Source organism: Stagnihabitans tardus (assembly GCF_009925085.1).
GTDB classification, from domain to species: Bacteria; Pseudomonadota; Alphaproteobacteria; order Rhodobacterales; family Rhodobacteraceae; genus Stagnihabitans; species Stagnihabitans tardus.
Window position 1 is genome coordinate 218,701 of record NZ_JAABNR010000006.1, and the last position, 18,655, is coordinate 237,355.

General features: G+C 64.1%; 17 protein-coding genes and 1 tRNA gene. 2 read left to right on the top strand and 16 right to left on the bottom strand.

Going from position 1 to position 18,655, the window contains the following annotated elements; all coding sequences use genetic code 11:
- Nucleotides 1-31: 31 nt before the first annotated feature.
- The 9 genes from argS to GV832_RS08545 all read right to left on the bottom strand — a co-directional run bounded on the left by argS (nucleotide 32) and on the right by GV832_RS08545 (nucleotide 8,683).
- Nucleotides 32-1,774, bottom strand: a complete 1,743-nt coding sequence (gene argS, locus GV832_RS08505) for an arginine--tRNA ligase (RefSeq protein ID WP_168774414.1) — start codon at nucleotides 1,772-1,774, stop codon at nucleotides 32-34.
- Between the two features lie 395 nt (nucleotides 1,775-2,169).
- Nucleotides 2,170-2,607: a 3TM-type holin gene (locus GV832_RS08510; protein ID WP_168774415.1), complete on the bottom strand. Its 438-nt coding sequence runs from the start codon at nucleotides 2,605-2,607 to the stop codon at nucleotides 2,170-2,172.
- A gap of 11 nt (nucleotides 2,608-2,618) precedes the next feature.
- Nucleotides 2,619-3,230 carry a holin-associated N-acetylmuramidase gene (locus GV832_RS08515; RefSeq protein ID WP_168774416.1) on the bottom strand — a complete coding sequence of 204 codons (612 nt, stop codon included), beginning with the start codon at nucleotides 3,228-3,230 and terminating at the stop codon, nucleotides 2,619-2,621.
- A 108-nt stretch (nucleotides 3,231-3,338) separates the two neighbouring features.
- Nucleotides 3,339-3,782 (bottom strand): cytochrome c maturation protein CcmE, encoded by a 444-nt coding sequence (gene ccmE, locus GV832_RS08520; protein ID WP_168774443.1) that lies wholly within the window; start codon nucleotides 3,780-3,782, stop codon nucleotides 3,339-3,341.
- 22 nt (nucleotides 3,783-3,804) lie between these two features.
- Nucleotides 3,805-4,833 carry an N-acetyl-gamma-glutamyl-phosphate reductase gene (gene argC, locus GV832_RS08525; protein WP_168774417.1) on the bottom strand — a complete coding sequence of 343 codons (1,029 nt, stop codon included), beginning with the start codon at nucleotides 4,831-4,833 and terminating at the stop codon, nucleotides 3,805-3,807.
- 58 nt (nucleotides 4,834-4,891) lie between these two features.
- Nucleotides 4,892-5,758, bottom strand: a complete 867-nt coding sequence (locus GV832_RS08530) for a DMT family transporter (protein ID WP_168774418.1) — start codon at nucleotides 5,756-5,758, stop codon at nucleotides 4,892-4,894.
- Between the two features lie 637 nt (nucleotides 5,759-6,395).
- Nucleotides 6,396-7,130, bottom strand: coding sequence for a DUF1684 domain-containing protein (locus GV832_RS08535; RefSeq protein WP_168774419.1), 735 nt, complete (start codon nucleotides 7,128-7,130; stop codon nucleotides 6,396-6,398).
- Nucleotides 7,127-7,738 carry a tyrosine-protein phosphatase gene (locus GV832_RS08540; protein ID WP_168774420.1) on the bottom strand — a complete coding sequence of 204 codons (612 nt, stop codon included), beginning with the start codon at nucleotides 7,736-7,738 and terminating at the stop codon, nucleotides 7,127-7,129. Before GV832_RS08540 ends, GV832_RS08535 begins: the two co-directional genes overlap by 4 nt.
- Before the next feature lie 132 nt (nucleotides 7,739-7,870).
- A complete protein-coding gene (locus GV832_RS08545) occupies nucleotides 7,871-8,683 on the bottom strand; it encodes a glutamate racemase (RefSeq protein ID WP_168774421.1) in 813 nt (270 codons plus the stop codon).
- 164 nt (nucleotides 8,684-8,847) lie between these two features.
- Between GV832_RS08545 and GV832_RS08550 the strand changes: the two genes are divergently transcribed.
- Complete coding sequence (locus tag GV832_RS08550; protein ID WP_168774444.1) at nucleotides 8,848-9,741, top strand: LysR family transcriptional regulator; 894 nt, start codon at nucleotides 8,848-8,850, stop codon at nucleotides 9,739-9,741.
- Nucleotides 9,742-10,034: 293 nt separating this feature from the next.
- On the opposite strand, the gene purN is transcribed toward GV832_RS08550, so the two are convergent.
- The 3 genes from purN to GV832_RS08565 form a co-directional block, all read right to left on the bottom strand.
- Complete coding sequence (gene purN / locus GV832_RS08555) at nucleotides 10,035-10,625, bottom strand: phosphoribosylglycinamide formyltransferase (RefSeq protein WP_168774422.1); 591 nt, start codon at nucleotides 10,623-10,625, stop codon at nucleotides 10,035-10,037.
- Nucleotides 10,622-11,665: a phosphoribosylformylglycinamidine cyclo-ligase gene (purM, locus tag GV832_RS08560; protein WP_227754311.1), complete on the bottom strand. Its 1,044-nt coding sequence runs from the start codon at nucleotides 11,663-11,665 to the stop codon at nucleotides 10,622-10,624. The genes purN and purM overlap by 4 nt, the downstream gene beginning before the upstream one ends.
- Nucleotides 11,666-11,848: 183 nt before the next feature.
- The gene (locus tag GV832_RS08565; RefSeq protein ID WP_168774423.1) at nucleotides 11,849-13,489 is read right to left on the bottom strand and encodes a calcium-binding protein; all 1,641 of its coding nucleotides are present in this window, start codon (nucleotides 13,487-13,489) and stop codon (nucleotides 11,849-11,851) included.
- A gap of 224 nt (nucleotides 13,490-13,713) precedes the next feature.
- Here GV832_RS08565 and GV832_RS08570 point away from each other — a divergent pair.
- A tRNA-Ile gene (locus tag GV832_RS08570) sits at nucleotides 13,714-13,789 on the top strand.
- 201 nt (nucleotides 13,790-13,990) lie between these two features.
- Here the strand turns inward: GV832_RS08570 and GV832_RS08575 are convergent.
- From GV832_RS08575 to GV832_RS08590, 4 genes are all read right to left on the bottom strand, one after another.
- Nucleotides 13,991-15,841, bottom strand: coding sequence for a TniQ family protein (locus GV832_RS08575; protein ID WP_168774424.1), 1,851 nt, complete (start codon nucleotides 15,839-15,841; stop codon nucleotides 13,991-13,993).
- A 214-nt stretch (nucleotides 15,842-16,055) separates the two neighbouring features.
- Nucleotides 16,056-16,235, bottom strand: a complete 180-nt coding sequence (locus GV832_RS08580) for a transposase (protein ID WP_168774425.1) — start codon at nucleotides 16,233-16,235, stop codon at nucleotides 16,056-16,058.
- A 197-nt stretch (nucleotides 16,236-16,432) separates the two neighbouring features.
- Nucleotides 16,433-17,257 (bottom strand): hypothetical protein, encoded by an 825-nt coding sequence (locus GV832_RS08585; RefSeq protein WP_168774426.1) that lies wholly within the window; start codon nucleotides 17,255-17,257, stop codon nucleotides 16,433-16,435.
- Nucleotides 17,258-17,680: 423 nt separating this feature from the next.
- On the bottom strand, nucleotides 17,681-18,550 hold the full coding sequence (locus GV832_RS08590; protein WP_354001942.1) for an AAA family ATPase: 870 nt from the start codon (nucleotides 18,548-18,550) through the stop codon (nucleotides 17,681-17,683).
- Nucleotides 18,551-18,655 lie beyond the last annotated feature (105 nt).

The following is an 18,655-nucleotide window of genomic DNA, read 5'->3' on the forward strand; positions in this document are numbered from 1 at the left end:
GGGGGTTGGTCTTGTCGGTCGGGGCGGCTTGTTACCGCATTTCCTCGACCGGTTTGACGCCAAGGATAGCGAGACCGTTGGAAATCACAACGCCCGTCGCACGCGCCAGCGCAATTTTCGCCTGGGTTGTGGCTTTGTCGTCCTGCACGAAGCGCAGCGAGACATCGTCATTGCCCTTGTTCCACAGGCCATGAAGCTCTGACGCCAGCTCGTAAAGATAGAAGGCGATGCGGTGCGGCTCGTTGCCCTTGGCGGCGATCTCCACCTCGCGCGGGAATTCGGCGATGGCTTGCGCCATGTCGATTTCAGCCGGATGGGTCAGGATCGAAAGGTCGGCCTTGGCCAGGGTGGCGTCCGAGACGTCGATTCCCGCCTCACGCGCCTTGCGCAGGACCGAGTTGATCCGGGCATTGGCGTATTGGACGTAGAAGACCGGGTTGTCCTTGGACTGCTCCAGCACCTTGGCGAAGTCGAAATCCAGGGCCACGTCGTTCTTGCGCGTCAGCATGATGAAGCGGGTGACATCGGCCCCCGCCTCGTTGACCACGTCGCGGAGGGTCACGAAGGTCCCTGCCCGCTTGGACATCTTGAAGGGCTCGCCGTTCTTGTAAAGCTTCACGAGCTGGATCAGCTTGATATCCAGCGGCACCCGGGCGTTGGACAGCGCCGCAACGGCGGCCTTCATGCGCTTGACATAGCCGCCATGGTCGGCGCCGAAAATGTCGATCAGCTCGTCAAAGCCGCGTTGGACCTTGTCGAAGTGATAGGCGATATCGGGGGCGAAATAGGTCCAGGAGCCGTCGGATTTCATCACCGGGCGGTCGACGTCATCCCCATGCGCCGTCGAGCGGAAGAGGGTCTGGACCCGGGGCTCCCAGTCTTCGGGCGTCTTGCCCTTGGGCGGTTCCAGCACGCCTTCATAGATCAGGTCATGGTCGCGGAGCGTCTGGATCGCGGCCTCGATCTTGCCGGTGCCGTAAAGCGCCTTTTCGCTGGAATAGACATCCATCTGGACGCCGAGAAGGGCCAAGTCCGAGCGGATCTCGGCCATCATCAGCTCGGTCGCGATCTCGCGGATCTGGGCGAGCCAGGCTTCCTCGGGCTGGTTCAGAAGGCTGTCGCCGAAGCGGGCCTTCAGCGCCTCACCCACGGGGATGAGGTAATCGCCGGGGTAGAGGCCTTCGCGGATTTCCGGGGAGAGGCCATTGGCCTCGCGGTAACGCTCATAGGCGGAGCGCGCCAGCACATCGACCTGCGCGCCGCCGTCGTTGATGTAATATTCGCGGGTGACGTCATAGCCCGCAAAGGCCAGGAGGTTGGACAGCGCATCGCCCACCACCGCGCCGCGCACATGGCCCACATGCATGGGGCCAGTCGGGTTGGCCGAGACGAATTCGACATTGACGCGGCGGCCCGCGCCCAGGGTCGAGCGGCCGAAGCCCGCGCCCTCGGTCAGGGCGGAGAGGATCACGTCCTGCCAGACGAGGTCCGAAAGCCGCAGGTTCAGGAAACCGGGGCCTGCGACAGAGGCCTCCTTGATGCGGGGATCGGCGCCCAAGCGGGCGGCCAGCGCCTCGGCAATGGCGCGGGGGGCGAGGCCCGCAGGCTTGGCCAGCACCATGGCCGCATTGGTCGCCATGTCGCCATGGGCAGGGTCTCGCGGCGGCTCGACCGCCACATTGGCGAAGTCGAGACCCTGGGGCAGCGCGCCTTCAGCGGTCATCGCGGTCAGTTCGGCCACGACAAGGGCGCGGAGATCGGCAAAGAGGTTCATTTGATCAAGTCCTGTTCTCTTGGGTTCGGGATGCCAGAGGCGGGCCAAGAGGTCAAGGACGGGGCGGGGATTTGGCCGGGGCCTTGGCGCAGGAAGGAAGAGCCAGAGGGGGGCTCGCCCCCCTCCGGACCTCCCCATGAGATTTTTATGCCAAGGTAAACGGGGATTGGGAGGCTGGTGGGCTTTTTCGGGCAGAACGGGAGGGTTTCACACCCTCCCCGATCTTTGGCGGCAGACCCCGGGAGGGTTTCACACCCTCCCGGACCCTCCCGCGGGATATTTGTGAAAAGATGAAAGGGGAAAGGCGCGCCGGGGGGGCCGGGCGCGCCTTGGGGGAGATCGGGGCTTCTCGTGCCGCCGCGTAGCCCGGGGTATACCCCGGGGCTGCGGCTGGGTCAGGACTTCGGCGGGGTCTGGCGGCGGTAGAAGGCCTCGCGCGAGCCGAAGAAGAGCGTGATGACCGCGCCCGCAAGCCACCAGAGCGGCTCGGGGATGGCCGAGAGCGCCTCCATCCTTGCCTCGAACCAGGCGGGGGCGATCGCGGCCACGAGGAAAAGCGCCACGGTGGTGAGCGCCAGGATCGGGCGCGGCAGGCGGTTCAGTGCGTCGATCAGGTGGTCGTAGCCCGGTTTCGCCTTGGGGCCGACCTGGGGGGCGGGCATGGCCGGGATGGCGCCCGAGGCCACGGCCTTGTCGAGCTGGGCCGAGAGGAGCTCGGCCGTGGTCTCGATCGTCTGGGCCGCATCTTGCGCCTTGGCGCCCAGCGTGGCGGTCTTTTCGGCCAGGTCTTCGGCCAGGTCATCGGCCTTGCGGGCCAGGGTGGACAGGTCCATCGGATGCTCCTTCAGTTCCAATGCGCGACGCGGGCGCGGTGTTGATCGGGGGTCAGGTGCAGGGCGGGAGAGATGAATTCCTCGGCCCTGGTGATCCAGCCGCCCTTGCCGCCGTCCTTGCGGCGGGCGTATTTGCGGCTGGCGGGGCGGGCATCGGCCAGCGCGTAATAGAAATCGCGCCGCGCCAGGCCATAGGCATCGACGAAGGCGGTGGCGCCCTTGGCCATCTCGGCCCGGGTCGCGGCGAGGGTCTTCGGGCCCAAAAGCCCGTCGTCGGTGATCTTGTGGCCGCGCTTGATCAGGACGCGCTGCAAGAGCTTGACCGCCATGACCCCGGCATTGACATACATGTCGAAGACCGAAGCCTGCAGCGCGGGCGGCAGGGTGCCCAGCCCCGGGCGGTCGAAATAGCGGGTCAGGAAGATCTCGACGGCCTCGGATTTCTCCAAAAGGCGCACGTCGGACGGGTCGATGCGCCCGTCGTGGTTCAGGTCGCGACCCAGCGCGCGCATCGTGTGGATCGTCACGCCATACTTGGTCGCCCCGCCCGGGTCGTCGGGGTCATTCACATAGCCGCCCTCGCGGGCGACGATCTCATTGGCGATGTCTTGAATGGAAAGCATGTCGGTCCCCTTTCGGTTTCCGACAGGCTGCGACGGGCAGGTTAATTTGCGTTAACCGATGCGCGCGGTGGGCGGCTGAAGCACTGCCCGCCCAGGCGGGCGGCGCGCCTATTGCGAGGGCGCGACGTAGACGCCCTGCTCTTTCAGCGAGTCGATGACTTCCTTGGGCATATAGGTCTCGTCATGCTTGGCGAGGATCTCGGAGGCCACGAAGGTATCGCCCTGCATCTGCCCCGTGGCCACCACCCCCGCACCCTCGGCGAAGAGGTCGGGCAGGACGCCCTTGAAGGTCACCGGCACGGTCTCGTTGCTGTCGGTCACCTTGAACGAGACCGTCTCGCCCTGCCCCCGCTGGAGCGACCCGACCTCGACCAGGCCGCCCAGGCGGAAGACCTCGTTCGGAGAGGGCGGCTCGGTCGTCACCTGGGTGGGCGAGCGGAAGAAGTTGATGCCGTCTTGCATCGCATAGACCATCAGCACCACCGAGGCGATCAGGGCGGCAAAGGTCAAAAGGATGATCTGGATGCGGCGGGTCTTCTTCAGCCCCTTCATTCCGGCCATTTGGTCCTCTCAATCACGGGAAGATGGGGGCGAGCGTCAGGCCCATGGTCTCGGGCAGGCCCAGCATCAGGTTGGCGTTCTGCAGCGCCTGGCCGGAAGAGCCCTTGTTCAGGTTGTCCAGGACCGAAACCACGACGGCGCGCCCCGGAATCCGGTCGCCGATCACGCCGAGGTGGCAGTAGTTCGAACCCACGATATCGCGGGTCGAGGGCAGTTGGCCGAAGGGCAGGACTTGCAGGAAGGGCTCGGAAGCGTAAGCGCTTTCAAGGGTTTGGTGGATGGTCTTCGCGTCGCCCTTGACATAGACCGTGGCGAGGATCCCCCGGTTCATCGGCAGAAGATGGGGCGTGAACTGCACCATGACCGGGCGCCCGGCGATCTTGGAGAACTCCTGGTCGAACTCGCCCAGGTGCCGGTGTTTGCCGCCGGCGGAATAGGTATGGGTGCCGCCAGAGAGCTCGGCGTGAAGCAGCATCTCCTTGGGCGTGCGGCCCGCGCCCGAAACCCCGGCCTTGAGGTCGATCAGGATGTCGTCGAGGTCGATCACCCCCGCGGCAATCAGCGGACGCAGCGCGAATTGACCCGTGGCCGCATTGCAGCCCGTGCCCGCCACCAGCCGCGCCGATGCGATCTCGGAGCGGTAGAACTCGGTCAGGCCATAGACGGCCTCGGCCTGCAGATCGAGCGCTTTATGCGGCGCACCATACCACTTTTCATAGGCCGCCGCATCCCGCAGCCGGAAATCAGCGGAGAGGTCGACGATCTTCAGGTTGCGCGGCAGGGCCGAGATGACCTCTTGCGTCGTGCCATGCGGCAGCGCGCAGAAGCAGAGGTCGACCTGGCTGAAGTCGATCTCGTCGATCTTGCAGAGCCGCGGCAGGTCAAGGTGGCGCAGGAAGGGAAAGACCTCGGCCATAGCCATCCCCGCCTTGCGATCGGCCGAGAGCGCGGTGATCGTCATGTCGGGATGAGTGGCGATCAGGCGGACCAGCTCTGCCCCGGTATAGCCCGAGGCGCCGAGGATGGCGATGCGGTGGGTCATGTCGGCTCCTTCTGCGCTTTGGGCCCTCATGTGGCGCCAAGACCCCTGCGATGCAAGCCTATTCTTGGGACTTTGGCGGGGTCCGGCCCAGGGTCGCGAAGAAGTGTGTCACCCCCGCGACAAGGATGACCGCGCCGCCGATCAGCGTGGGGGTGGGTGGAAGCTCGCCGAGGCCCGCCAGCACCCAAAGCGGCGCAAAGACGGCACCCATCAGCCCCAGAAGCCCCGCCTCCGCCGCCGTGACGCGCGAGACGGCGGAGAAGATCAGGATATTGCCGAGGCCGAGTTGCAGGAAGCCCAGGGTGGTCAAGACCGCCCAATCCGGCGCGGAAAGGGCGCCGAAGCTCGCAAAGGGCAAGGCGAGGAGGCCCGAGCCCAGGACCGTGGCGGTGATCAGCGGCAGGACCTCGATCTGCGGTGCGCGGCGCAGGATCAGGACATTGGCGCAGTAGCCCAGCACCACGACCAGGGCCAGGACATCGCCCAGGTTCACCCCCTTGAGCCCGCCCGAGACCATGATCGCAATGCCAAGGAGCCCCGCGAGGGCGGCGATCAGCGTGGGCCGGTCGGGGCGCTCTTTCAGGAAGCCCCAGGCGAGGAGCGCCGCGATGAAGGGGGCGGTCGCGAAGATCATGAAGAAATTCGCGGGCGAGGTGAATTTCAGCGAGAGGACATTCAGCACCATCCCGGCCGAATTCATCACCGCAAAGCCAAGGCCCCAGGGACCGATGGCCCTCAGCGCCGCAAAGGGGCGGCCCCGGGTGACCAGCGCCAGGACGGCGAAGAGGAAGCCAAAGGCCAAGAAGCCCCGCGCCGAGGCCGTGGTGAAGCCATCGGCCGTGGTCAGGCGGGTGAGGAGACCGGAGGAACTGTCCACCGCAGAGCCCGCGAGGAGAAGGAGGAGGCCGTTTCGGTTGCGGGTCATCAGGGCCTCTCGAGCGGGTTTCTTCTCCGGGCAGGCGGGGGGCTGCCGCCCCCCGCACCCCCTGCCCAAAGGGGAGCCATGCCGCTGGCTTCTCGGACCAGTGGCGAAGCCAGCGGCAAACCCCTTTGGAAACCCCGTGGATATTTGGGAAAAGATGAAAGGGGAAGGGGGAGGATCAGGGAGAGGTCTTGCGGCGTGCGGGGGCGGCAAGGCGGCGCCGGGAGCGGTTTTTTCTTCGGCCAAGCTGGGGGCTGCCGCCCCCCGCACCCCCCGCCTCAAGGGGAGCACGCTCCCCTTGAGAAACCCCGTGGATATTTGGGCCAAGCTGAAAGGGGAAAATGTGACGAGAGATATTCCGGGGAGGTCTGAAGGGCCCCTTGGGTCCCTCGAGGCGGGGTCAGGGGCGCGGCAGCCCCGGCACCCGCCTTAAGGGGAGCCATGCCGCTGGCTTCTCGGACCAGTGACGAAACCAGCGGCAAACCCCTTGAGAAACCCCGTGGATATTTGGGCCAAGCTGAAAGGGGAATGCCAGACAAGCATGTGCCCAAGCATAAATGGAGGGGGTCCGGGGGAGGCCCTGGCCTTCCCCGGGCGGGGGGCTCGGGGCGGGCCCGCGGCCCCCCGAACTTGGGGCGGCTCAGACCTGGCCCAGCCGCATTTCCCCGGCCTCGATGGCGAAGGGGAGGCGGTTTTCGCGGGGTGGCAGGGGGCAGATGGCGAAATCGGTGAAGGCGCAGGGCGGGTTATGGGCGCGGTTGAAGTCGAGCGTGATGCGGGCGCCCTCGGGCTCGGCGATCAGGAAACGGCTGGCCGCATAGGTCGTCCGCCCCGAGGTCGCGTCGCGGATCACGAACATCGGCTTTCCCGCCTTCCAATGGGTGGCGAGAAGCGTGACCTCCTGGCCCCCATGGGTGAAGCGCGCCGCATGGGTCAGGGTCACCTCGGTCAGCCCACCGCCCTTTTGCTCCACCGCCTGGGGGCGCGGCGGCAGGGCCAGCCACTCGGCCTCGATAACCCAAGCCGGATCATGGGGATAGGAGGTGATCTTCACATCGCGCTTGAGGTCGAGATCCCGCACCCGCAGCGCCGGGATGCCATCCACCGTGTGAAGCTCCAGCAGCAGATTTCCCTTCCGCAACATCGGGTTGCCGCCCGAAGCTGCGAAAGGGACGCCATCGAGGCGCGCGCTGGTGGCATCAGCCTCGATCACGCCCAGGAGCTCGGGCCCGACCGAAAGGACCAGGTCGCAATCCGCCCCCCGCCCGACCCTTTGCGGACCCGGCGGGATCTCGACCCTGTCGGTCAGGTTCAGCCAGCCATCCTCGGCTGCAAGCGCCGCCATGCGCTCGGCCTGCCAGTCTTCATGCGTCATCCAAGCACCCTTTCGCGCAGCTCGCCCAGGTCGACCGCCCAAAGATAGCGCGGGATATTGGCCCAGATCGGGTGATAGCCGAAGCCGCCCAGGGTCATCTCGTCGATGGCCTCCTGCCGCGACCAGCCCTGGTGCAACAGCCGGTAGAGGGCGCAGATCAGCCCGGTGCGGTCGGCGCCGTGGTGGCAATGGACCAGCACCGGCCCCGCCTCCATCCCCAGCCGCAGGGCCCGCAGCGCCGCCACGACCTTGACCCCATCGCGCTCGGCCACATGGCGGCTCTTCATCGGCACGCGCACGAGGTCGAGCCCCGTGCCCTCGGCCAGGGGCGCATCGCGCACCGTCTGGCGCAGGGAAATCACCCGCCAGATCCCAAGCTTCTCGGCCGCCGCGAAGCCCTGGGCGTCGGGCTGGGCCGCGCGGTAGAGGTTGGGCGCCACGTGGTGGAGGTTGGGCAGGCCCGGGATCTCGGGCAGGACCCGGGGCGCCCAAGTCTGGGGCCGCGCCTCCTGCCCCAGGCCCGGACGCGGCAGGAAGGAGGCGGGGACCGCCGCCATCAAGGCGCGACGGGTCAGGGCGAAGGGAAGGGCAAGGCTGCGGGCGGTCATCGGAAGTTCCTTTGCGCCAGAATGCCGCAGTTGCAGCATTTTGACAACCAGTCCGGCCCCGGGGGCACCGGGACTTGAATTTTCGCGGAAAACTCGGGCCCAGTCTTGAATTTTCGCAGAAAATTCGGGCCCTCAGGCCGCCTCGAAAGTGATCTTGCGGCGCAGGAATTGCGTGGCCTTGGAGGAGACGTTCCCCGGCTCGCCCGTGGTCAGGAATTTCGACACCTGGCCCGGACCCCGGAACTCCGGCCGGCGGATCAGGTAATCGGCCAGGCTCTCGGCCACAAGATTGGCCTGGCTATAGACCTTGACCTGCGGCCCCAGCGCCTCCTGGAAGGCGCGCTCCATCAGGGGATAATGCGTGCAGCCCAGGACCGCGGCCTCGGGATGGGGCATGCGGCGCTTCAAGGCCTCGACATGGGAGCGGACCAGCGCCTCGGCCAGGATCTCGTCGCCCTGCTCGATCGCATCGACGACACCGGCGCAGGGCTGGGCCTCGACATCGACGCCAATGGCGCGGAAGGCCAATTCGCGCTGGAAGGCGCGGGAGGCCACGGTGGCGGGCGTGGCAAAGAGCGCCACATGTTTCACCGCGACCTCGCGCGGGGGGGAATTGTCGCCCCATTGCCGCTCGGTCAGGGCCTCGATCAGGGGGACGAAGACGCCCAAGACGCGCTTACCCGGCGGAATCCAGGTGTCCTGCATGCGCTTCAAGGCGGCGGCAGAGGCGGTGTTGCAAGCGAGGATCACCAGGTCGCAGCCCTCGGCCCAAAGGCATTCGGTCGCGGCACAGGTCAGGTCGAAGATGTCATCGGCCGTCCTTACACCGTAAGGCGCGTGCGCATTGTCGCCGAAATAGACGAAGGGCACATCGGGCAAGCGCCGCTGCACGGCGTCCAGAACCGTCAGCCCCCCGAGACCGGAATCGAATATGCCTACTGCCATGGCCCTGCCCTTTCGTTTTGCGCCACCTTAAACAACCCGGGCGCGAAGCGAAAGGCGGCTGTCGCGGACGTGATTTGCCTTTTCGCCGCATCGGTTTCATGTTTGCGCGCTTTACACGAGCCCCCGCGATGGGCCAGATAAGACCAACACGGGAGGCCACCATGATGGACTGGGACAAGCTGCGCATATTTCATGCGGTGGCTGACAAGGGCAGCCTGACCCATGCGGGCGAGGTCCTGCACCTGTCGCAATCCGCCGTCTCGCGCCAGATCCGCGCCCTGGAGGAGAGCCTCTCGGTGACGCTCTTCCACCGCCACGCGCGGGGCCTGATCCTGACCGAACAGGGGGAGCTTCTCTTCGACGCGACGAGCCAGATGGTGCGGCGGCTGGAGGCGGCTGCGGCGCGGATCCGCGACAGCGAGGACGAGGTCTTTGGCGAGCTGCGGGTGACCACCGCCACGGGTTTCGGCACGCTCTGGCTGGCCCCGCGTCTCGCCAATCTCTACAAGAAATACCCCGCGCTGAAGATCGACCTGATGCTGGAAGAGCGCGTCCTCGACCTGCCGATGCGCGAGGCCGATGTGGCGATCCGCATGAAGGAGCCGACCCAGGCCGACCTGATCCGCAAAAGGCTGATGAACATCCGGATGAGGCTCTTCGCGACGCCGAAATACCTGGAAGAGCACGGCACCCCCGCCTCGATGGATGACATGGCCAACCACAGGCTGATCTGCCAGAACGCGGGCACGGCCCAGGTGGCGGCGGGCGCCTTGATGGTGGCAGAGCTCATGAGCCACGACATCCCCTCGACCCTGACGGTGAACAATTATTTCGGCGTGCTGCAGGCGGTCTTGAACCACCTCGGCATCGGCGTCCTGCCCGATTACGTCGCCGCCGACAGCCCCCATCTGGTCCGCGTCCTGCCGGATTTCGAAAGCAACGACGTACCGGTCTTCCTCGCCTATCCCGAGGAACTCCGCCATTCCAAGCGCGTCGCGGCCTTCCGCGATTTCGTCATGGAAGAGATCGCAAGCTATCGTGCCAAGATGGCGGATTGAGCCGCAGGGGTTGCGGTCGCAAGGGAGTGTTTGGGCCAAGTTGAAAGAGGGGCGTCCGAGAGGGCGCCCTTGTGCTTGCGGAAGGCGGGGCCTCCGGCGGGGATATTTGGGCCAAATTGAAAGCCGAAGCCGCAGGAATTGCGACTTCTTGTCTTTCACATTGGCACAAATATCCCGGGGGGAGAGGCCAGGGGCCTCGGGGGGCAGCGCCCCCCTGCCCGGCCAGCCGCAAGACGAACCGCAAGGACATGGGCGCTTGGTCTCCGCCGCGTAGCCCGGGGTATACCCCGGGGTTAGCCCAGGTCCAGCCGCCCGCGTTCTCCTTGCGCAAAGCGGCGCAGAACGGCGGGGTAGAGGCGGTGTTCCTGCACCAGGATGCGAGCGGCCAGCGTCGCCTCGGTGTCGCCTGCCAGCACCGGCACCCGCGCCTGGCCGAGGATCGGCCCCGCGTCGAGATCGGCCGTCACCTCATGGACGGTGCAGCCCGCCTCGGTGTCACCCGCCTCCAAAGCCCGGGCATGGGTGTGGAGCCCTGGGTATTTCGGCAGAAGCGAAGGGTGGATGTTCAGCATCCTCCCCTCGTAGGCGCGGATGAAATCGGGGGTCAGGATGCGCATGAAGCCCGCGAGCAGGATCAGGTCGGGCGCCGTCGCATCGATCTGCGCGCGCAGGGCCGTCTCGAAGCCCGCGCGGTCGCGGCCAAAGGGCCTGTGATCGACCACCGCCGAGGCGATGCCCTGCGCCTTTGCCCAGGCGATACCGCCTGCCGCCGGATCATTGCTGGCCACCAGGCAGGGGCGGCAGGGGTGATCCCCCCCCATATCCGCCACCAGGGCCTTCATGTTCGACCCACCCCCCGAGATCAGGATGGCGGCGCGCTTCACAACAGCTTGCCCGAGTAGACCACGCCCTCGCCCTCGACGATCGTGCCCAGCGTGCAGACCGTCTCGCCCATCTCGCGCAGAAGCGCTGCGGTGGCCTCGGCCTGGTCGGGGGAGACGACGACCATCATGCCGATGCCGCAGTTGAAGGTCTTGAGAAGCTCGGCTTCCGTCATGTTGGCCGTGGTGGCCAGCCAGCGGAAGACCGGCGGCAGGGTCCAGGCCGACAGGTCGATGGCGCAGCCCAGGCCCTCGGGGCAAAGCCGCGGCGGGTTCTCGGTGATGCCGCCGCCGGTGATATGGGCCAGGCCATGGACGCCACCGGCGCGGATCGCCGCCAGGGCTTGGCGGACGTAAAGCCGCGTCGGGGTCAGGAGCGCCTGGCCGATGGACCCTTCCGAGAAGGGCGAGGCGTCGTGCCAGCCGAGGCCCGCCAGCTCCACCACCTTGCGCACGAAGCTGTAGCCGTTGGAATGCACCCCGTCCGAGGCGAGGCCCAGGATCACGTCCCCCGCCTGGACCCCGGCAGGCAGTTCCGTGCCGCGCTCCATGGCGCCGACCGCGAAACCGGCCAGGTCGAAGTCGCCGCCGTGATACATGCCGGGCATCTCGGCCGTCTCACCACCGACCAGCGCGCAGCCCGAAAGCTCGCAGCCCTTGGCGATGCCGTTGATGATGCGGGTGGCGTCTTCCACCACCAGCTTGCCGGTGGCGAAATAGTCGAGGAACAGCAAGGGCTCCGCCCCCTGGCAGACCAGGTCGTTGACGCACATGGCCACAAGGTCGATGCCGATCGTGTCGTAAAGCCCGGTGTCGATGGCGATGCGCAGCTTCGTGCCCACACCATCGGTCGCGGCCACCAGGATCGGGTCGTTGTAGCCCGCGGCCTTGAGGTCAAACAGCGCGCCAAAGCCGCCAAGCCCCCCCATGGTGCCCGAGCGGTTGGTCCGCTTGGCGGCAGGCTTGATCCGCTCGACCAACGCGTTGCCCGCGTCGATATCGACGCCCGCTTCGGCATAGGTCAACCCATTATGTCCGGCCATGATCATCCCCTTGTGCGCTTTGCCGCCCCCTTAGCGCAAAGGGGGTCGCACCGCAACCATGGGCCTTGGTCCAGAGCCTGGCGGGTGTCGGCCGCGCCGCAGGGTCTGCACCGCGTTCAGGACGCGACAGGACGATGCGGTGTCGCTGACGGGGACCGAAGCCCCCGGCACGAACCCTTGGCCCTATTGCCAGAGCACCGCATCCTGGAACTCCGTCTCGTTCAGGAAGATGCAGCTCTTGAAGACGATCCTGGCGTCGATGCCGTTGTCGGTGAAGTCGATCACCGTGTCCTTGCCATCCTCCGAAATCGTGGTCAGGGCCATGATCTCGGCAAAGCTGGCAAAGCCATAGGCGCTGATGTCGATGACGTCGCGGCCCCTCTCGAAATCGGAGATCTGGTCGGTGCCATCGTTCGGGTTGAAGATGAAACTGTCGCCCGCAGCCCCCCTGCCTCCGATCAGCGTGTCATTGCCAAGGCCCCCGGTGAGCACGTCGCCCTCGCCGCCGCCGTTCAGGAGGTTGGCGCGCCAGTCGCCGGTCAGCTGATCGCGCGCCTCCGATCCCACGACGGCCTCGAAACCGGACAGGACATCGCCCTGGGCCTGGCCGCCCTGCACGGCACCGGTGAAGAGGTTCACCACCACCCCCCGGGTCGCGCCCGCATAGGTCACCGTGTCAAAGCCCGTGCCGCCCTCCAGCGTGTCGGCGCCCGTGTCGCCGCGCAGCGTGTCATTGCCCGCCCCGCCGTCGATGCGGTCCGCCCCCGCCGCCCCGCGCAAGAGATTGGCCAGGCCGTCGCCCACCAGCACATCGCCATAGGCCGAACCGCGCAAGCCCTCGACCCCCGTCAGGCTGTCGCCCTCGGCATCGCCGCCAAAGGCCTCCGCCTCGGTCAGGTCGACCTCGACGCCCGCCGAGGAGCCCCGGTAGTCGACCATGTCGCGCCCGGTGCCGCCGATGATCGTGTCCGACCCGGCATCGCCCATGAAGCTGTCGTTGCCCTCATCGCCCACAAGCCGGTCATTGCCCGTTCCCCCCGCGATCACGTCATTGCCCGCCCCGCCCGAGACCGTATCGGCATCGGCGCCGCTGGAGATCGTGTCATTGCCCACGCCCCCGATGATGTGGTCGCGCCCGGCGCCGGTGGCCAGCCAGTCATCGCCCTGCTGCCCATCCAGAACCCCCGTCACGACCCCCTGGGCCCCGTCAAAGCGATTGGCCCCGCCGCCCAGGAAGACCGACCCCAGGATCGTGCCCAGGTTGGTCACAGTGCCCCCCGGTGTCAGCAGGGCCGTAATCCCGCCCAGGGTCCCGGTGTTCAGGATGTCGAAATAGCACGAGACCAGCTGGACGGAGGTGCCACCGCCGAGGGTCACGATCTCGCCCGAGTTGACCAGGTGGAAACTGTCCGAACTGACGTTGATCGCGCTGAAGCCGCTGGCGCGGATCGAGCCGGAATTTGCGATCTCGACCGAGGTGCCGCTGGCCAGGACACCTTCGGCCGAAGCCTCGATCTGGCCGCTGTTGGACAAGGAGAAGCTGCCCGCCGCCACCGAGATCGCGGGGCCCTTGGTATTGCCGAGATAGCCCCTCTCGCCCAGCAGGACACGGTTGGCATTGCCCGAGACGGCGACGGTCGGAATGCCAAAGGCTCCGCCATCGGAATAGAGCGTGCCCAGCACCGTCAGGCTGGCCTGGCCCGTCATGGTGACCGCCGCCGCGTTGGAGGCCCCAAGCGCGCCGGAGGGCAGGATCATGCCGGTCTCATTCGCGTTCAGCGTCTGGGGGGCCGATGAATTGCCCGAGAAAACAAAGTTTGTCATGTCAATTCCCAAGTCGATGGGACAGGCCGCCCGTCCTGGCCCCCTGTCCAAGCCCATTTGCACGGATCAGTCTGCCACAGCCCCTTTTTCGCACCAAATGCTTTTCGCCCGGGCTCTCCGCCGCCCCAGCGCGCCCTTGAGGCCCGCTTTCCGCTGCGGGCCAGCCAGGTGCACCCGGCCGCCTTGACCCGTCCGAGCCAAGCGGCTAGCCATGGCGCCACGGTGGGCCTGTAGCTCAATGGTTAGAGCCGGGCGCTCATAACGCCTTGGTTGGGGGTTCGAGTCCCTCCGGGCCTACCACTTCCATCTTCAGTGTTGATAAGGCATAAGTCTGCTCGATTCCGGGGGTTTTGCTTGCTCACCCCTCCAAGGGGAATCTGCGAGACCGGTCGATTTTCCTGGGGATATCTAGGCAATAATTTGAATTATAATGATTTTCTTGAGCCCTACGTAGCGCAGTTAGCAGGCACCAAGGCAAAATCCGGAGATTTTCTTGGTCGGTCAATTCCTGCGGCCAAACGCGGTCTCTGCCTCCGACGACAAGAAGATGCGGCCGTAATCTTGCCCCTGGGGAGAGAACGGCTGGACACGTGCGGCCTTCAACGCGGCCCGAACCTTTGGAATCGGCAGGCCCCGTTCCAGCGCCAGGATCGGAATCGTCACGAAGCGCTGGTGAAAGGCCTCGATGTCCTTGGCCGAGACATAAAGAAATCGCACGCCGCTGGTCGGATGGCGTGCCCAGGTCGCGGGCGTATGCCCTGCCTCAATGAAAGCCCGGAAGCGTCCACCGTCCCTGATGCCGATGGATCTCCCGAACTCCGTCGCAGGCACCAGGTCTTCCGGCAGGGTCACTGTGTGCGGGACGTCCAGGGCATCGACATCCGTGGACAAGAGCCGGAGGCCTCGAAACCCCGCATCGCTCCCCTGCCCCAGCCGAACCTTGTCGGCCTGGGCGCCCACGACAAGATCACGAACAGATTTGCCGGTCCTGATCCTGGCGGCGAGAAGGGTCTCCCAGCCGGGAGCGTCATCGGCGATGGTTTCAGCGCGGGATGTCAGCGAATCCAGGAGATCGCGGGCCTCGTCGAGGTTCCATTTCAGCCGGACGACATCCGACTTGGCCCGCGGCACAAGGAACCCCGCCTCCGACAGGGCCGCAATCTCGGTCTTTGTCGCGTTCAAAAGATCCTTCAGCGCATTGATGCTGGAAAGCTTTGGCACCTCCGCCAGAAGAGGAGCGAAGATCTGGGCGTCAAATATCTGACGGTTCGGAGGCCTGGTGTCCTCCGCCGGCAAAGCGCCCCGCTCCACCAAGAAGGGACGAAGCAGCGCTTCCGTCACCCCTGCCTCTTGGGCTGCCGTGTAAAGGGAGTGGATGCGACGCTCTGGGAGTGGCTCACCGAAGAAATCCTCGCAAGCAGCGATGGGAAAATTGCGCAGGATGCAATCGCGAAGAAGTCCACGAAAGGTTGCGAATGTCGGATCCGCGACGGTGTCGCGTCGAAGTTTGCCGTAGAGGGCGCCAAAGGCCGCCTTGGGCTCGGAGGATTTCCCCGGGCTTGTGGTCGCGAGACGATCCAAGGTCTCGGCGATGGCGTTCGTCCCATGGCAAACCACTTCGAAAGCCACGTCCTGCGCCGCTCGGGCCTGGGCGACATCGTGGGTAACTTGCCGCCCTGCGCGGGCCAAGAGCGCCTCTCCGAGGAAGCGACAGAAAATCGATGTTGGGTAAAGTCCTTCGCTCTTGGTCCAGAACGGATCTTCTCCCGTCTGCAGGCGGCGATCCAGCCAGAGCTCAAACCCGGTTTCCTCCAACTTGCCGGGGTCAAGCTTTCCGCCGAGAAGATCGCCCTGGATCTCTTTGAACCGGGTAGAGAAATCGTAGCGTTCGTATTCTGCGGTCCTGGACCAGAGCGGCACAAGACAACGGCCATGCTTTACACAGATGAAGCTCTCGCGAAATTGCCAGTGCCCTCGATAGGCCATTGCCTCAGCTAGATCACCCTCATGCGCCTCGGCGTCTTCTCGCAGACAGATTGGGCAACCGCGCAAGGTCGGACTTCGCAAGGCGCGCGAAACAAAGGTCTCGCCACGGAACGTCATCCGGACATCGCCGACAGGAACGCCGGTCCAGGACAACATTTCGTCGACGTCCACCGAAGCGAGACCACCCCATGAAGCGACTGCCACTGCGGCAGCCCGGTCGCTATCAAAGATGCGCTTCAGAGGTGCCCCGAGATCCTGGGCAAACACCACGAGGGGCATCCGGCGCATCAAGGCGAAGCGAGACAGAAACGAGGGCAGCGTCTCGCGAGATTGGAGCCGGGGACGGAGCGGGAAATCTTGAGGCAATCGAGGCAGGACCGGATGAGATGGGCGGGATCTTAGGTCTGCACGACATCCTTCCCGATGTCCAACTGGATCTCTCGGACAGCGACCAGAGAGGTTTTCGTTCTTGTAAGCGAAAGGCGGCAGAGGGCGGAAAGCAGACGGTCACCGAGGTCACTGGAAGATACTATTGCGGGTCAGCAACCCTCACGGTCCTTCCATCCTCCAGCGTTACGATTCAGTCTGCCAGTTCGAGGCCAAGGAACTGCATGAACGAGAGCCGGACGTGAACCTGATATTCGATCTGACCATCAGAAAAGCTGAATAGCATGCAGAGCACCAGCGTCTTGAACGTCGCGACCGCGTCCAAGGGCTTGTTCACAGCCAGCAATCGCGCGCGGGCGTGAGCTTGCATCATACCCGTTTCAGTATTGGGAGGAACTCCACCCAAGGCACAAGCGCCTCGATCTATACCATTTGGTCAGGTCTCGCATCTAAGCTAGCAGAGCGGCGTGGGAGATCGAAGAAATTCATCTGTAAGTTAGTCAAACTCCAACCGCAAAATGCCCTCCGCCTTATACTCCGGAGGGGGGGCAAGGGGATTCTCGAGGTGCGCTATAGGAGATTGATTATCGAGTAGCATACAGCAAAGAATACTCCAACACTAGTAAAGGGAAAATCGTGCGCCCTAGAGTGCATAGCAATGCCTCTATTCAGCGTTGTTATTGCCAACAAGAATCGAATGATTATTGCAAAGAATGTAACAGATATCCGAACCAGAAAGGACAGATAGACTGAAGAGCCAATGGACGCTGGTAAGTAAACAAACAGATGAATCACAAGCAGTTGCACGAAGCCATCAGTCTGAGAAACTGATGCGTTGAGGAAATGGTCAAGCAACCATGCATATAGCCAGCCACCAGTCAGGCCAAAATAGAAAAATGCTACAGGAACCCCTGAAATGATGGCGTTGAGAGCTAGATGCCACACTCCAATCGAGCTTGATTTTTCTGAGTAGATGCGTTTTGCGACAATAGCATTCCAGTAGTCAAATGGAAGGCTAACAATGGCAATGATTGCAAAGATCGAAAGAAACAGTGAAGGATTCCACAAGACGTTCCGAACCAAGATTGCATAGGCGGACTCAGATATGTTGAAGGATAACATATCAGAGGTAAAAATGACATCGCCCAAAACTGCACAAAGTGGCGCCATCGCAATTGACCAAATTAAAACTCTAACAATCGAGACCTCATCGTTTCGATTTGATAGGGCATTGCAGATCGTGCGAGCAACGAATGCTTCTATGCTTCCTTTTGGGACATTGTGAAATCCGAAGATGTATTCAGATAGCTTCCCCCGTCCCTTGGAATCCAGAAGTAAGTCAAAAATAGAAAATGCAGCAACAATGCCGCCAAAAGTCACAAGTGCATCTATCATGTTGCTGCTCTGCCTCGCGCTGCCGAATCTTTACTACCAAAAACTATGTGATTACCATAGCCTAGTTTCGCATTCCTTGACCGGCGTCACTCGGTCCTATGGCGGCTCATTCACATGCTTGTCATTTCCGGATGCCCGGAAGTAAAGCACAGCCTTCGCTGCACCACGCCATGGACGGCTGCGTCGGTGTAGCTACACCGACGCATTAGCGCATGCTCGAGGGTCTGCAATGGGCCGAACACATCGACCATGCCCGGATCAACGCATGGGGCGGAGAGCCGTCGTTAGGTGCATCAGGCATGAATGTCCGGTTCAGGGCAACTAGCTGTCAGGCAACTTCCGTGGAACTATTCGGGTGGCGAGATGGGGGCAATTTACGGGTTGTGGGTCGATGAAATGGCCAACCCCCTTCAGCCCCGGCGTCTAGCGGCATAGGCCCTTTAGCCGCTCAAGGTGTTTAGAATCGACTTTCTTGATTGTGTGGAAGAGTAGAGTTGCCGCTCCCCTCGTTTCCTCCAGCGTCATCGTTGAAAAGGACAGTAAGTCGTCAATGTTGTCAGAGTGGGATTCGACTTGGGCGAGCCGCTCCAAGGCAGTCAGCTGCTCCCGGTCCAGCTCGGGGTAGTCGACGCACAACTTATCGAGCTGTCCAGGCAGCCCACCGCCGCCTGGACACTTGAAGGCCAGGAACACGTCGAGCACCCGTCGGATGACGTTCGGCATCAAGTAGCCATGGTCATCGTAAGTGTCGGGCTGCTCCACGAACCTGAGTAGGTGGCTGAAGAGGAAGTGGTATTCGGAATCGTACTCGCGGAGCAGCTTCGACATCTCGACGATCGTCGAGGACCGACGGGCCTGCCCCTCGGGGATTGTTACATCGATGAAGAGGAACTTCGCCGTCGGCTCCTTGTCGGCCGAAGGACGGGCCCTGCCTTTCCATGCCTTCTTGAACTCGTTCATGCATTGCATGTTGTGGGTGAGGATGAACACCTGCGCGGCCTTTTCCAGGCGGGATCTCACGAGGGAGCACGCAAAATTCAGCGCCTTCGTATCTAGGCTCGACACCGGGTCGTCGACGACCACGATGAGGTCCTTCAGCTTCCGGTTGTCTGCTTCAATGGATGACAGAAAATAGGACATCGCGATCGCGGTCTTCTCGCCTTCGCTCGGGGCGCCCGTGATCGGCGTTCCGTGCCGATGTAGTTCATAGCCGTCGTCGATGGGATTGATCGTGAGCTCGCCGTGTCCAAGATAGGCCGCGATTGACGTTGTGACGTTGCCCCCAAGTTCTATCCGACTTGAGCGAGACTCCGGGTTTCAGTTTTACCCATTTGGGCGGGTTGGGCAACGGGGGCTGGCGCGGAGCTTTGCGGATTGCGCAGCGACAGGCCCCGTTGC

What these genes read in the sequence shown, in the direction of transcription:
- GV832_RS08530 (WP_168774418.1), bottom strand. Translation starts at nt 5,758, where the DNA reads ATGACCCGCAACCGAAACGGCCTCCTCCTTCTCCTCGCGGGCTCTGCG.
- GV832_RS08545 (WP_168774421.1), bottom strand. Translation starts at nt 8,683, where the DNA reads ATGGCAGTAGGCATATTCGATTCCGGTCTCGGGGGGCTGACGGTTCTG.
- GV832_RS08540 (WP_168774420.1), bottom strand. Translation starts at nt 7,738, where the DNA reads ATGACCGCCCGCAGCCTTGCCCTTCCCTTCGCCCTGACCCGTCGCGCC.
- GV832_RS08535 (WP_168774419.1), bottom strand. Translation starts at nt 7,130, where the DNA reads ATGACGCATGAAGACTGGCAGGCCGAGCGCATGGCGGCGCTTGCAGCC.
- GV832_RS08580 (WP_168774425.1), bottom strand. Translation starts at nt 16,235, where the DNA reads ATGATGCAAGCTCACGCCCGCGCGCGATTGCTGGCTGTGAACAAGCCC.
- GV832_RS08510 (WP_168774415.1), bottom strand. Translation starts at nt 2,607, where the DNA reads ATGGACCTGTCCACCCTGGCCCGCAAGGCCGATGACCTGGCCGAAGAC.
- GV832_RS08550 (WP_168774444.1), top strand. Translation starts at nt 8,848, where the DNA reads ATGGACTGGGACAAGCTGCGCATATTTCATGCGGTGGCTGACAAGGGC.
- GV832_RS08585 (WP_168774426.1), bottom strand. Translation starts at nt 17,257, where the DNA reads ATGATAGATGCACTTGTGACTTTTGGCGGCATTGTTGCTGCATTTTCT.
- purM (WP_227754311.1), bottom strand. Translation starts at nt 11,665, where the DNA reads ATGGCCGGACATAATGGGTTGACCTATGCCGAAGCGGGCGTCGATATC.
- GV832_RS08515 (WP_168774416.1), bottom strand. Translation starts at nt 3,230, where the DNA reads ATGCTTTCCATTCAAGACATCGCCAATGAGATCGTCGCCCGCGAGGGC.
- ccmE (WP_168774443.1), bottom strand. Translation starts at nt 3,782, where the DNA reads ATGAAGGGGCTGAAGAAGACCCGCCGCATCCAGATCATCCTTTTGACC.
- argS (WP_168774414.1), bottom strand. Translation starts at nt 1,774, where the DNA reads ATGAACCTCTTTGCCGATCTCCGCGCCCTTGTCGTGGCCGAACTGACC.
- GV832_RS08565 (WP_168774423.1), bottom strand. Translation starts at nt 13,489, where the DNA reads ATGACAAACTTTGTTTTCTCGGGCAATTCATCGGCCCCCCAGACGCTG.
- argC (WP_168774417.1), bottom strand. Translation starts at nt 4,833, where the DNA reads ATGACCCACCGCATCGCCATCCTCGGCGCCTCGGGCTATACCGGGGCA.